The organism is Xanthocytophaga agilis, from assembly GCF_030068605.1.
Taxonomy (GTDB): Bacteria; Bacteroidota; Bacteroidia; order Cytophagales; family 172606-1; genus Xanthocytophaga; species Xanthocytophaga agilis.
Genome location: NZ_JASJOU010000012.1, coordinates 173620 through 188121, shown reverse-complemented (window position 1 = coordinate 188121; position 14502 = coordinate 173620). Strand labels below are relative to the sequence as shown.

General features: G+C 38.9%; 9 protein-coding genes. 1 reads left to right on the top strand and 8 read right to left on the bottom strand.

Features of this window, described 5'->3' with window-relative positions; all coding sequences use genetic code 11:
• Positions 1–116: 116 nt before the first annotated feature.
• Positions 117–2564, top strand: a complete 2448-nt coding sequence (locus QNI22_RS28265; protein ID WP_314516065.1) for a DUF3536 domain-containing protein — start codon at positions 117–119, stop codon at positions 2562–2564.
• 43 nt (positions 2565–2607) lie between these two features.
• Here the strand turns inward: QNI22_RS28265 and QNI22_RS28260 are convergent, their stop codons facing one another.
• The 8 genes from QNI22_RS28260 to QNI22_RS28225 all read right to left on the bottom strand — a co-directional run bounded on the left by QNI22_RS28260 (position 2608) and on the right by QNI22_RS28225 (position 14497).
• Positions 2608–3219 carry an OmpH/Skp family outer membrane protein gene (locus QNI22_RS28260; RefSeq protein ID WP_314516064.1) on the bottom strand — a complete coding sequence of 204 codons (612 nt, stop codon included), beginning with the start codon at positions 3217–3219 and terminating at the stop codon, positions 2608–2610.
• 149 nt (positions 3220–3368) lie between these two features.
• Complete coding sequence (locus QNI22_RS28255) at positions 3369–4031, bottom strand: c-type heme family protein (RefSeq protein ID WP_314516062.1); 663 nt, start codon at positions 4029–4031, stop codon at positions 3369–3371.
• A 128-nt stretch (positions 4032–4159) separates the two neighbouring features.
• Entirely contained in the window at positions 4160–5806 is a 1647-nt protein-coding gene (locus QNI22_RS28250) for a GAF domain-containing protein (RefSeq protein ID WP_314516060.1), read from the bottom strand.
• Positions 5807–6246: 440 nt separating this feature from the next.
• Complete coding sequence (gene lpdA, locus QNI22_RS28245; protein ID WP_314516058.1) at positions 6247–7647, bottom strand: dihydrolipoyl dehydrogenase; 1401 nt, start codon at positions 7645–7647, stop codon at positions 6247–6249.
• Between the two features lie 78 nt (positions 7648–7725).
• Entirely contained in the window at positions 7726–8601 is an 876-nt protein-coding gene (locus QNI22_RS28240) for a hypothetical protein (RefSeq protein ID WP_314516055.1), read from the bottom strand.
• An 84-nt stretch (positions 8602–8685) separates the two neighbouring features.
• The gene (gene odhB, locus QNI22_RS28235) at positions 8686–10239 is read right to left on the bottom strand and encodes a 2-oxoglutarate dehydrogenase complex dihydrolipoyllysine-residue succinyltransferase (protein WP_314516053.1); all 1554 of its coding nucleotides are present in this window, start codon (positions 10237–10239) and stop codon (positions 8686–8688) included.
• A 40-nt stretch (positions 10240–10279) separates the two neighbouring features.
• Positions 10280–13024, bottom strand: a complete 2745-nt coding sequence (locus QNI22_RS28230) for a 2-oxoglutarate dehydrogenase E1 component (protein ID WP_314516050.1) — start codon at positions 13022–13024, stop codon at positions 10280–10282.
• A 537-nt stretch (positions 13025–13561) separates the two neighbouring features.
• A complete protein-coding gene (locus QNI22_RS28225) occupies positions 13562–14497 on the bottom strand; it encodes a succinylglutamate desuccinylase/aspartoacylase family protein (protein ID WP_314516048.1) in 936 nt (311 codons plus the stop codon).
• Between the last annotated feature and the right edge of the window lie 5 nt (positions 14498–14502).

Here is a 14502-nt window from a genome sequence, read left to right as displayed (position 1 = left end):
TTCAATTGATATAACAACTTACTAATATAACTCTGCCAATATTTTAAATAGAATACCAGTTACTTTGCTTTTTTTATAGGACTTCTGTAAAACTAATTAAGTGAATTATAGTATTTATGAATCACAAACAAAAATACATTTGCATACATGGCCATTTTTATCAGCCACCCCGTGAAAATCCCTGGCTGGAAGCAATAGAAACTCAAGATTCCGCATTTCCCTTCCATGATTGGAATGAACGCATTACATATGAGTGCTATGCCGCTAATACAGCCTCCCGTATACTTGGACAAGATCAGGATATTGTAGATATTATTAATAATTACTCACGTATTAGTTTCAACTTTGGCCCTACCCTACTTTCTTGGCTGGAGCAACAAGATCCAGAGGCCTACCAGGCTATTCTCCAGGCAGACAAAGAAAGTTTAGATAATTTCTCAGGACATGGCTCAGCCCTGGCACAGGTATACAATCATATAATAATGCCTCTAGCCAATGACGAAGATAAACGCACACAGGTAATCTGGGGTATACGTGATTTCGAGTATCGGTTTCAGCGAAAGCCTGAGGGCATATGGCTTGCAGAAACGGCAGTTGATACAAAAACACTAGAAATTCTTGCTGAAAATAATATCAGATTTACCATACTGGCACCTCGCCAGGCCAAATCTGTACGAGTTATAGGTACTGAACACTGGACTGATGTATCGGGAGATCGAATTAATCCTCGTATTCCTTACTTATGTCGCCTTCCTTCTGGAAGATCTATTGTGCTATTCTTTTATGATGGATTGGTATCCCAGGATGTAGCCTTCAAAGGTTTGCTTAAAAACGGCAAACATTTTGCAGATCGTTTGGTACAGGCATTTCCTGAACATGATCAGGAATCAGCTCAGATGGTACATATTGCAACGGACGGTGAAAGCTATGGACATCATCACCGCCATGGAGACATGGCACTAGCCTACTGCATGACTCATATTGAAACCCACAATCTAGCCAGAGTTACTAACTACGGCGAATTTTTGGATAAATTCCCTCCTACACAGGAAGTTCAGATCTTTGAGAACAGTTCATGGAGTTGTGTGCACGGAGTAGAACGGTGGCGAAACAATTGTGGATGTAATTCCGGAGGTAATCCTCAATGGAATCAGGAGTGGAGAGCGCCACTACGACAAGCACTTGATTGGTTACGCGATGAATTAATTCCTTTGTATACCAAAGCAATGGCAACCTTCGTCAAAGATCCCTGGGATATCCGGAACAAATATATTGATGTAATTCTCAATCGGTCACAGGAGTCACTACACAAGTTTCTCACAACACATCTGAGCCCAAACACTAGTCAGGCAGATAAAATAGTATTTGTAAAGCTACTTGAAATGCAGCGTCAGGCAATGCTGATGTATACCAGTTGTGGGTGGTTCTTTGATGAAGTATCCGGAATTGAGACTATACAAATTTTACAATATGCCAGTAGAGCCATCCAGTTGGCAGAAGAAATACAGCCTAAAAATACACCTTCCTTATTGGAGCAAAAATTTCTGGAAAAACTCTTATTAGTTCCGAGTAATGTGTCTGAACTTGGAAATGCAGCAGTTATCTATGAACGAAAAGTAAAACCTGCACGACTGACAATGACCCGGGTTTGTGCACAGCAAGCTATCATTTCCCTTTTTGAAGAGGAGCCAGATCATCAAACTGCTAACAGTTATATTTTTGAAAGTGAAGTATACGATCGGCTGGAAGCTGGACTTCAGAAGCTAGCACTTGGAATAACAAAAGTAATCTCTACACTGACAATGGAAGAAAGTGTAGTGAGCTTTGCCGTATTATATCTGGGCCAGCAAACAATTATTGCCCATGCACGGGAAAATATGCCCTCTGAAGAATTTATGGAAATGCATAGGGTCGTTCGGGAGCTTTTTTCTCTTGGACACATAGGAGAAGTCATTCATTCCATGGATCAGTTTTTCGGTACGGAGCTATTTTCTCTTCCTTATCTCTCAAAAGATGACCAACACAGAGTATTAAAAAAGATTACTCAAAACACACTGGAATCTATCGAAAACTCATTCAGACAAATCTATGAGCATAATTATCATATGATGAATCTGATGAATACGACAGATTCGTCCCTACCAGGCGTATTTAAAACAACTGTTGAGGTAGTAGTACAAGCCAATCTGCGGGATTTGTTTGAATCTGAGCGCCCCAATATGGATGAGATGAGAAGGCTAGCTAAGGAAGTAAAACGGTGGCATATCAAACCTAATCCGGATACAGTTGGTTTTACGGCCGTAAAACGATTAAATCTCCTTATGAAAGAGCTGGAGTCTACTCCTAGTCTGGATCAGGTAAAATACCTGGCGGAGTGGATGCGTGAGCTAAAACAATTTCCAATGACATTAGACCTATGGATATCACAAAATATCTATTTCTTTGTCGGCAACCGTTATTATGGAGAAATGCGGGATCTGGCAAGGAAAGGAGATTCTTCAGCTCAACGATGGCTAAAGTACTTCACAGAACTGGGAGAGCTTCTGGATGTTAAAATTGTTTGAAACAAAAGAGGCTGTTTCTTTTATGAAACAGCCTCTTTTCATTTTACTTTTGTGTTGCCTTGTATTCCGTATTTAAGCCATCCAATACTTCCTGTGTAATATCAAGATTGTTCTGTGCATATAAAATAGCACTTGCCCCTTTAGTATAGGCAAATACATACTTATAAGGCTTTCCTTTAGTGTATTTTTTCAGATACTCAGAGATTCTTTCCAGCAACTCATCTGTTTTCTGTTGCTCTTCTTTGGCCAGATCGTTAGCTAGCTTTTCGCTATACTGTCTTAATTCAGCATCTTTCATGCGAAGGTTTTGCTCAGCAGCCTGTAGTTGCTCTACACTCATAGAATTACCTTTTCTCTGGTAAGCTGCTACTTCATTTTGCAATGAACGAGCTCTTCCATTTACTTCCTGCTCCATTTTCTCTCTACGGCTTTTCAGATTATCCAATGTAGTTTTATAGTACTCATATTTGGCCATAAGAGTATCTGTGTTTACATACGCAATTTCAGCCGCAGCGGCAGAAGACAGCGTATCTTTCTTTAAATCTACCAATTTAGCTCCTTGCCCGGAAGTATCTGATTTTTTAAAGTGTAAAAAGTATAAGACCGCAACCGCAACCAACAAAACAATGTTTAATGCAAGTGATAAATTTTTCATGAGCAATATTTTTTAGAATAGTGTAGTATCCGCATGCAAATGCATTACAGGAAAAGAATAAAGTTTAAAACTGTTCAAAGATAAAGAGACAAACGCAAAAATCAGAATTTGAACAACTGAACTCGTCAAGAGAAATCAGTTAGTAGGGATTATTTTATATCCATTGGCTGTGCCAGCCTGTTTTTAGGGAATAAAACATTCCATATTCCAATAGGTTCATTCAATGTATAGTTTGTCAAGCTATCCATAGAGGGATAAGAAGCTTTTAATGCTTCAAAGTCTTTTCTATTTAGTTCTTTCCCAACCGTACCATGACATTGAAGGCAGGTTGTAGAAGCCAATATTACAGGTTGAGAATATAACATATATATCGCATCTTCTTGTTGCACATTCGCATCCATTGGTAGTTTTTTCTCTGCATTATAACGATAGGCATCCCACACTTGCAAAGCAGTTTTGCTTACAGCCAGTCTTTCCGGGCTATTTCGTAGTGCTAACCGTTGAATAGTTATACCATACTGTTTTTTCAACGAATCTACTCCTAGCAACCGAAGATTGCAGACAGAACCCCATTTAACAAGATCTTCTTTGTCAGGAAATCTTTCTAATTGGTTTAGCAATCGCTTATCTAACCAATTTGCTGTCTTTTTACCTTCCCGAAAAGTATTTTCTGTCAGCTGAATAGGTGTGATGTGCATTACCTTCCGGCTTTTCATCTCTTCCGCAATTTTTTTATTATCCAGTTTGGTCCCGGTATTACAAGCTACCAAACCAACACAAAAACCCACAAAGATTCCACAGATATACTTCATATATATGATCAGTTTAGCCAATAAATAGACTGCGAAAATAGTATGTTTTCTCACTCATGTGTATGAATATGTAAAAACAAAAAAAGCGTGAGATAACTCCCACGCTTTCAATATCGATATTTAAAGCTTTATCTTCTCTGTATTTCAGATTTAAGCGACTCAACTTCTGCCAGTAATTCTTCTTCACGTTGAGCAGATTCGTGTTGTTTACGCTCCATCTCTTCCTGAGTAGCCATTAGTTCTTCCATGTTCTGACGCATCTCTTCTTCCTGACTACGCATTTGCTCTGTAAGAATAGTTGATTCCTGAAGGAGCTTTTGTGTGCGAATATTTACTTTAGTAGAAGAAAGTGTAGAAGCAATGCTTTCTGCCATCTTCTCAATAAATTCAATTTCGAAGTCTGCAAAATCATTGAATGACGCAATCTCCAATACTCCATATACCTGATCGTTTACTTTCAAAGGTACAATCAGAATACTACGAGGATTTGCTTCTCCAAGACCAGAAGTAATTGTGATATAATTGGTAGGTACTTCTGTCATATATACATACTCACCTTCCTGCCAAACCTGTCCTGCTAAACCTTCACCTGGATAAATCTTTTGTTCAAGATATTTCTTTTTATCCCATGCATAACATGCTTTTAATTCCAGATAAGGCTCAACACCCTGTATTTCGTCGTTAATAATATAAAGACCACCCTGATTTGCATTAGTATATTTTACCAGGCCAGAAATAATCTGATCACACAATTCATCCAGATCTGATGTGTTTTTGCGTAATACATCTCCAAACTTCGCCAAGCCTTCTGTAGCCCAGTTACGACGTTTATCTTCTTCGGCTACACGTTTCAGGTTATCTCTCATATTAATCAAAGAGTTACCCAATACGTCTTTATCACTCAATGGCTGGTGCTCTACTTTATAATTGCCTTTCCCGATATTTTCAGCAAACAATGACGTTTCTCTCAAACCATTTGCCAGTTTTTCTACCGCATCAGCCATTTCGCCCACTTCATCCCGGTTAAATTTGCGATTTTGTTTCTCAGGAAGTTCACCCAGACTAAGTTTTTGAATAATACCTCGTACATAATTAATAGGAAGTACTATATCACGGCTTAATACAATTGTTGCAATTATAGCAAAAAGGATAACGATAAGAGCTGAAATCATCACAACCTGTCTTACAGAAGAGAAGTTTCCTAATAAATCTTCATCTGACAATACAGCCTCTTTCCCCTTATCAACAATAACCCGGTTCAACATCTCAAGCGCTTTCTGAGAGATTGGTAATACCTCTGTTTCAAGAATTGTGGTTGCATTAAACTTAACAATACCGCCATCTTTCTCGTAATCTTCGAAATCAGCCAAATCTGTCATGATTTGCTTTTCTTTTATCTCTACAGTATCGTATTGAGCTAATACACTATCAACCAAATTCTGCTGAGCTTTAGGCCAATGCTTTTTCAGAGAGTTAATACTTTCTTTTACTTTCGGATAGGCTGTTGCCTGCAACTGTTTCAGTGCATCTTTATCTTCCTGGTTACTTTGCTGATAGATCCAGTTAGTGATATATCCTTTGGAACTGATAATAACATTCCGCAAATCTCTTAACGCCAACGTTGAAGGATCAGCTACTTCAATATTATGTTGAATAATAGAAGCGCTTTTGTTTAGTGTCCAAAGACTGATCACTGCATTGACAACAAACATAATTGTAAGCAGTGAGAACCCTCCAATTAACTTTTTCCGAATAGACAAATCTCTAATATTCATGACAGACTGAAACAGTTGATTTTGATATTATATAGCTCATAATTTTCTTTCCTATCCGAAATATCATTATTATTTAGATAATAGTAATCTGTCCTTAAAATCAGGGGCTTTGAAACGTGTAAGTTTGCCTTATCAATATCACCAAAAAGTGAAACGGCTCTCTTATTGTTTGCTAAAACAAACAAACTCAGCTTATTAAAAAGTAAAGTCCTAACTCCTGCTAATTGCAACTCTCAAGGCCACCAACCGGCACTGATCAATATAAATCAATGAAAATCAACAACTTAGTCACAAATAAAAAAACAGGTAAGCTATATCAGAATAGCTTACCTGTTTCAAAAAGAAGAAGTTTCTTACACGGAAAACTTTTTTGCTACTGTTAACAACTGTCCCGAACTATCAGAAAAATCTCTCTCATAGAAAAGATACAGTTTTGAAAATCAAATATTTAGTGCGCGATTTCCAGTTGCAGCCAGACAAGCTTCTTTAAATGCTTCTGTGTATGTTGGGTGAGCATGAGACATGATACCTACATCTTCTGCAGCAGCTCTAAACTCCATAGCTACTACAGCTTCTGCTATCATGTCTGCTACACGAGCACCTATCATATGTACGCCTAGGATTTCGTCAGTCTCCGCATGAGCCAATACTTTTACCAAACCATCGGTATCCATGCTGGCACGGGCTCTGCCTAAAGCTTTGAATGGAAAAGTACCTGCTTTATAAGGAGTGCCGTTTGTTTTCAATTCTTCCTCAGTATATCCTACTGCTGCCACTTCCGGCCATGTATAGACTACTCCAGGTATCAGAAGATAATTGATATGTGGATGTTGTCCTGCAATTGTTTCTGCCACAAATACACCTTCTTCTTCCGCTTTATGTGCCAGCATAGCACCACGAATCACATCTCCAATAGCATAGATATTGGAAACTTCTGTCTGAAGATGATCATTTACAGCGATTCGGCCTCTTTCATCCGTTTTCAATCCTGCTTTTTCAAGTTCCAGACCATCTGTATAAGGACGACGTCCTACAGATACCAGGCAATAATCCCCTTCCAGTTCCAGCAATCCTCCCTTGTTATTCTCAGCACGTACAACTACACTGTCTCCTTTGTTTTCTACAGAAGTTACTTTATGACTGAAGTAGAAATCTGCACCTAGTTTACGCATTGATTTCTGTAACTCTTTGCCCATTGTGCCATCCATGGTTGGAATCATAGAAGCGGCAAACTCTACAAAACTCACTTTAGCACCCAAACGAGCATATACAGAGCCTAGCTCGGCACCAATCACACCAGCACCAATCACGATCAGGTGTTTGGGGACTTCAGGTAATTTCAACGCTTCTGTAGAAGAGATAACCCGTTTTTTATCAATTGGCATGCTTGGAAATGACGACGGTTTTGACCCTGTCGCAATGATGATATTTTTAGCAGAGATCTGTTGTTCCTGTCCATCATTAGATTTTACTTTTACAGTATTCTTATCTACAAAAGACCCAAACCCTATATAAGTAGTAATTTTGTTTTTGTTCATCAGAAACTCTACTCCCTTGGTCATCTGTCCAACCACTTCTTCTTTTCTTTTGATCATTTGTCCAAAATCCAGTTGCATGTCTTTAATAGAGATTCCATGCTGAGCAAATGAATGAGCTGCATTATAATAATGTTCTGAAGAATCAAGTAATGCTTTGGAAGGAATACATCCTACATTTAAACAGGTACCACCTAATGCTGAGTACTTTTCAATAATAGCCGTTTTCATGCCTAATTGAGCACAACGGATAGCCGCAATATATCCTCCTGGTCCGGAGCCGATAACAATTACATCAAAATCCATATGTTTTTAATTAAAAATGTAGAATGTAAGAATGAACAAATCTCGTAAAAATAATATGTTTTTATTAGAAAAATCCTTTCAGTTTTCTAAATACAGCCGCATTTTTTCTATCACCTTCCTGTATTCTTCTATAAAGGTTTTTCCTTTGGGATAATCGCCTGTACTATCAAGCGCATCTCCCAACATTTTCTGTGCTGTGATAGCATCTTCCTGATCATAAAATGTATTTGACCATCGCTCAGGCAAATTGCTGGAAGAAGCTACTCCCAAGCCATGACTGTAAAATTTCAATGGTGACTGCAAAAGACGGGTATCAAAATAGCTTTGCTGTTTATCTTCGATCAGTTGAAAATAATCCAGTATATAAGATAAATGATCAACTAGTCGCTTTCTAATATCTTCCTTTGAAGCTTTTTTGAGAGGTTTTATCCGCCATTCATTTCTATGAGGCTCTAATAAATCTGTCTCTCCTTCTTCATACTTGTGATCTTCAGAAAATAATAAGGATACTTTCCCTATTATGAATTCAGGAAATTCAGCTGTTATACTAAAATCTCTGGGTAAGGTTAATTCCACTTGCATCCAATCCTTTCCTGAATCTATTTTTTTCAAAACATATTCCTGCATAGGTGTATGTCCTACAAGAGTTATCTGTTCTGTCTTATAGTCATAGAGCCAATTTTTAGATACATAGTCTCCTCCCTGAAAAAGGATAGCATACTCTCCTCTTTCGTATAAACGAATGTGAGTATTCTTAAAAATGGAATCGAGCCTACCCTGAATATTTAGATTATTTAACTGAACATCCTTCCTGCCATTATGTTTGAGTTCTATCTCTTTCATTTCTACCTTCATGATTCGCCAGGAACGACTCAATGTGTCACGATCTTCACTACAGGAAGTAGCCAGAAACAGATATAGAATAATAAGGCAAGGCAATAAGAAATATTTCATCTTATCAAAAGGAGGGAATAGTACAGAAAAATCAAGCCATACAAGATTATAGTAATCTTGTATGGCTCAAAAGCAGCCTATCTGTTAGACTTCTAATAATAAGCGAGTAGGATCTTCAAGGAGTTGTTTTACACGTACCAGGAAGCTTACAGCCTCACGTCCATCAATAATACGGTGATCGTAACTCAATGCCAGATACATAATAGGGCGTATCACAATTTGTCCATCTACTACTACAGGACGTTCCACAATGTTGTGCATACCCAGAATAGCAGTCTGAGGAGCATTGATGATTGGAGTTGACAACATAGAACCGAAAATACCACCATTGGTGATAGTAAATGTTCCACCTGTCATATCATCAATTGTCAGTTTATTTTCTTTTGCTTTACCAGCTAAACGTACAATCTCCGCTTCGATCTCTGCAAAACTCATTTGTTCTGCATTCCGAATAATTGGTACTACCAAACCACGGGGAGAAGATACAGCGATTGAAATATCAGCATACTGGTGGTATACGATTTCATCTCCGTCGATCATAGCGTTTACCGCTGGCCATTCCTGCAAAGCCACACAACATGCTTTGGTAAAGAATGACATAAAGCCTAACCCAACACTATGTTTTTCTTTAAATTTATCTTTGTATTTAGCGCGTAAGTCCATGATTGGCTTCATGTCAACTTCATTGAATGTAGTTAACATAGCGGTCTCATTTTTTACAGCTACCAGACGACGAGCTACAGTTTTACGCAAAGACGTCATTTTCTCACGACGGTCGCTACGCTCTCCACTTACAACAGGTTGTTTTGGAGCCGAAGTTTTTTCAGCTGGCTTGGATACCGACGGTTGCGCATTGTTGGCTGCTACCGGCTTCTGAGCATTCACAGCATCATTTTTTGTGATGCGACCATCAACACCTGTACCCTGAACATCTTCAGGTTTAACACCTTTTTCTGCCAGAATTTTATTAGCAGCTGGTGAAGGTGTACCTGTTGCATATGTTTTATCTCCGGATGGAGCAGTCTGAGTAGCAGGTACAGGCTGTGAAGGAGTAGCCGTAGCCTGGCTTACGGGTTGTGCGCCACCTGCGGTTACTTCAATTTTACAAATCAAACCACCAATAGGCAAAGTTGTTCCCTGTGTAGCTACAATACGCAATGTTCCCGCCTGTTCAGCTGTCAGTTCAAAAGTAGCTTTATCAGACTCGATTTCGCAAAGCAGGTCATTTAATTGCACCTGATCTCCATCGTTTTTATGCCATGTTCCTATTGTTACTTCCGTAATTGACTCTCCAACAGTAGGTACTTTCATCTCTACTGTTTGTCCTGTGGCCGCAGCTGGCTTCACTTCTTCAGCAGGAGTTGTAGTCTGAGCAGTTGGTGTAGAAGTTTTTGGTTGTCCATTGGCTTCATCAATACGAGCAATCAAAGTATCAATCGCAATGGTTTCACCTTCCTGAACTACAATATGTAATACACCCGCAGCAGGGGCATTTAATTCAAAGGTCGCTTTATCAGATTCCAGTTCACAAAGAACTTCATCCATTTGTACAGTCTCGCCATCTTTCTTGTTCCATTTCGAAATAGTTACTTCCGAAATAGATTCACCGACAGCAGGTATTTTGATGTCTAAAGCCATAAAGAATATAATATAGAATGATTAGGTTTCTTAAAAATAGTTATGAAAGAGCTCTTTTGATAATATCTGCTTGTTCCTGAGCATGTACTTTAGCGTATCCTGTAGCAGGCGAAGCACTTGCTTTACGAGCAATCACTTCCATAGCCACATATTTATATGTACGCATTACATATGACCAGTATCCCATGTTCTCAGGTTCTTCCTGTACCCAGCAGATTTTAGCTTTTTTGTCGTACTGCATCAACAAATTATGTACCTGCTTGGCTGGGAATGGATGCAACTGCTCCAATGCTATGATAGCAATATCATCACGTTTTTGTTCCTGACGAGCCTCATACAATTCATAATACAGCTTACCAGAACACAATAAAACTTTCTTCACTTTTTTAGGATCTGCCTGAGTATCTGCAATTACCTCTTTAAAGCTTCCAGTTGTAAACTCTTCCAGCGGTGATACAGCCAATGGATGACGTAACATTGATTTTGGAGACATTACAATCAATGGTTTGCGGAACTCCCATGCCAGCTGACGACGCAATAAATGGAAGAAGTTGGCTGGTTGCGTAACGTTTGCTACTACGATATTATTTTCAGCAGCTAGTTGCAGGAAGCGTTCCGGACGAGCATTTGAGTGCTCTGGCCCCTGTCCCTCGTAGCCGTGTGGCAGTAGCATTACCAACCCATTCATACGTTGCCACTTGGTTTCAGATGGAGCAATGAACTGATCAATCATTACCTGTGCACCGTTAGCAAAATCGCCAAACTGGGCTTCCCAAAGAACCAGTGCATTGGGGTTTGCCATAGCATAGCCAAATTCAAAACCAAGTACACCATATTCAGACAACAAGGAATTATAAATCATGAATTTATTTTTTCCTTCTGCTGTAAAGTCAAGGTTGTTATATGCCTGATTGGTTTCAGCATCATGCAACACAGCATGACGATGGCTGAAAGTACCACGCTGTACATCCTGTCCACTTAAACGAACAATCTTTCCTTCTGCCAGAATAGAACCATATGCCAATAGTTCTGCAGCTGCCCAGTTCAGTTGTTTTTTCTCAAAGAACATTTCCTTTCTTTCTTTCAACAACTTCTCAATCTGTTTTAACGGACGGAAATCTGCAGGAATATTTACTAATTTCTGACCAACTTTTTCTATTACATCCAGACTTATACCTGTTTCCGGAGACTTATCGAAATCCTCCTGAGCTGATCTGCGCAATGCATTCCAGGCTTCTTCATTTTTCTGATAGTAATATGGCAGAGGCTTCTGCTTAACCATATTTAAACGATCCTGTAGCATGTTGCGGAACTCTTCATCCATCTTCTCCGCAAGCTTTGCATCTACATCACCCCGTGTAATCAACTGTTTGTTATAGATTTCACGTGGGTTAGGATGTTTGGAAATAACGTTATATAAAGTTGGTTGTGTAAATTTCGGTTCGTCAGATTCATTATGACCATGACGACGATAACACACCATATCAATAAAGATATCCCGGTTAAAGCGCTGACGATAATCAGCAGCCAGCTTAGCACAAAATACTACTGCTTCCGGATCATCACCATTTACATGTAATACAGGTGCGTCTACAATTTTAGCTACATCTGTACAATAGATGCTGGAACGTGCATCTTCAAAGTCAGTAGTGAAACCAACCTGGTTGTTAATCACAAAGTGAATAGTTCCACCTGTATAATACCCTGGTAGTGCAGACATCTGAGTTACCTCATACACAATTCCCTGTCCTGCCACAGCAGCATCACCGTGAATTAATATAGGCAATACCTTATCATAGTCACTCTGATACAGAACATCGGCTTTTGCACGGGAATATCCTTCTACTACAGGGTTAACTGCTTCCAGGTGAGAGGGATTAGGAGCTAGTTTTAACTGAACTTTCTTTCCTTTTGGCGTTTCGATCTGAGAGGCATATCCCATGTGGTATTTCACATCACCATCGCCCATAGTCAGGTCAGGTGTATAAGCGCCTTCAAATTCGTTAAAGATATTTTCATAGGTTTTACCCATGATATTGGCCAGGATATTTAAACGACCCCGGTGAGCCATCCCAATGATTACCTCATTTACGCCTTGTTCCGCAGTCTCACTGATAATCGCATCCAAAGCAGGAATTGTAGTTTCTCCACCTTCCAGTGAAAAACGTTTCTGACCAATATATTTTGTATGCAGGAAGTTTTCGAACACAACTGCCTCATTCAGCTTGGTAAGAATACGTTTCTTCTCATCCAGAGATAAGGTAAACGCAAGCGCTTCTTTTTCTACTTTCCCTTTGAAATATTCCAGAACCTCAGGCTCACGAATATACATAAACTCAAATCCAATCTTTCCTTCATAAATCTTTTTCAGGGATTCAACCAGCTTCCGTAACGTTGCTGGTGCACCTAATACTTCTCTGGCGGCTTCAAATGTGGTATCCAGATCGGCATCCGTCAAACCAAAATCTTTCAGATCCAGCATAGGCTTACGATCCCGACGCTGACGAACAGGATTGGTATCTGATTTTAAGTGCCCGCGCATACGATAGCCATGAATCAGATTTCGAACTGCAATCTCTTTCTGTATATTTACATCTGTTCCTGTCTTAGTTGTACCATTAACTGCGGTTCCATTGCCGTTCCCTCCATATTGATTAGAGAACTCAAATCCTTCAAAGAATTTTTGCCAGCTGGTATCTACCGAGTCAGGATTTTCTTTGTATGCCCGATAGAGTTCGTCAATATACGCACCATGCGCATTGGCGATGTAAGAATATTTATCCATGATTACAAAACACTAGTTTTCTGAGAGATGATATTAGAATGTATATTTATCTATTTAAATGCCCTTTTACCTGAAATGGAATCTCTGAATAAAAGGTAAACAACTGATAACTAATCCACTTTTATCTTAAAATAGCTTAATTTTATGCAAAGCTACAAAACGCTCTATTATAGCATAATTGCTAAAGCGTTTGTACAGATTAAACAATGTATGAATCAGTTAAGTTTTCATTCAATTTTAGAACAAACCTAGACAATTATAATATAAGAAAGAAAAAATAATAGGTTTTTAGGAAGGAAACTCTCTCAAAGCAAAAGATTTATTGGCAGAAAAAATTTTAAAAGAATTTAAGAGGCTGTATAAATCATTTTGTAAGGGCTACAAAGGCATCTTTTGTATTCTATCTGCACCTGTTTTTCAATTCATAGTTAATTAAAGTTATCTACAAAAACTGCTCGTTGAGCTTCTTTACGAACAGTTGAGACAACCTCTATCAGACAAGAAGCCAGCTTTTTCATAAGCAGATCTGAGAATGATTTATTTTCCGACATGAATAAGAGCATCACCAGAGTTTACAACTGGCATATTGTTCAAGCCAATAATATATCCATCATAAGGACTCTTAATTGTTACCTGAGACTCACCATATGGATCTGTAATAGTTGCCAAAGGCTGATTTTTTACAACTTTAGAGCCTGAAATGACAAATGGATTAAAAATACCGGAATCTTTGGTCCTCATCCAGGTAGTACTTTTAATAGTAATTGGAATCTGTTTTTTCTCTTCCTGGTCTCGCATTTTCAGATAGTGCATGATTCTCCTTACACCTGCTTTTCCTTCGGCAATAGCATGCTCATCCAGTCGCAGTGATTCACCACCTTCAAAAACCAGAATTGATTTGCCTGTTTTTAAGGCTTCTTTACGAAATGATTTATCAATTAATTCAGTATTGACAATAAAGGGGGCTCCAAAAGCTGACGCTAACTCTTTGTTCTTTACATGATCCAGATTGCAACGAATCTGAGGAAAGTTAGCTATCCGATCACCTCCTGTATGAAAGTCAACCCCATGGTGCACATGAGGTAAAATCTCTGTCATAAGAATGTGCGCCATGCGATTAGCAAGTGACCCATTGGCAGATCCTGGAAAACAACGATTCAGATCTTTTCCATCTGGCAGATTACGGGAATTGAAAATAAATCCATATACATTGACCAACGGGATGGCTATTACAGTTCCAATGTCAGGCATGAGGTAATTCTCATTGATAAGCCGCCTCACTATCTCTATTCCATTAATTTCATCACCATGAATTCCAGCAGTTAATAACAAACCAGGACCATCTGTCTTGCCACGAAATACATATACGGGCAGTTCAATCAATGTATGTGATGGCAGCCGTGCAATAGGAATCTTAATAGAAACAGCTTTCCCTACAGGAACAGGTGTATTGTAAATGTAGATGTCAGACATGGAAT

Coding starts and splice junctions, on each gene's coding strand:
- QNI22_RS28225 (WP_314516048.1), bottom strand. CDS start 14,497: ATGTCTGACATCTACATTTACAATACACCTGTTCCTGTAGGGAAAGCT.
- QNI22_RS28240 (WP_314516055.1), bottom strand. CDS start 8,601: ATGAAATATTTCTTATTGCCTTGCCTTATTATTCTATATCTGTTTCTG.
- odhB (WP_314516053.1), bottom strand. CDS start 10,239: ATGGCTTTAGACATCAAAATACCTGCTGTCGGTGAATCTATTTCGGAA.
- QNI22_RS28260 (WP_314516064.1), bottom strand. CDS start 3,219: ATGAAAAATTTATCACTTGCATTAAACATTGTTTTGTTGGTTGCGGTT.
- QNI22_RS28250 (WP_314516060.1), bottom strand. CDS start 5,806: ATGAATATTAGAGATTTGTCTATTCGGAAAAAGTTAATTGGAGGGTTC.
- QNI22_RS28255 (WP_314516062.1), bottom strand. CDS start 4,031: ATGAAGTATATCTGTGGAATCTTTGTGGGTTTTTGTGTTGGTTTGGTA.
- lpdA (WP_314516058.1), bottom strand. CDS start 7,647: ATGGATTTTGATGTAATTGTTATCGGCTCCGGACCAGGAGGATATATT.
- QNI22_RS28265 (WP_314516065.1), top strand. CDS start 117: ATGAATCACAAACAAAAATACATTTGCATACATGGCCATTTTTATCAG.
- QNI22_RS28230 (WP_314516050.1), bottom strand. CDS start 13,024: ATGGATAAATATTCTTACATCGCCAATGCGCATGGTGCGTATATTGAC.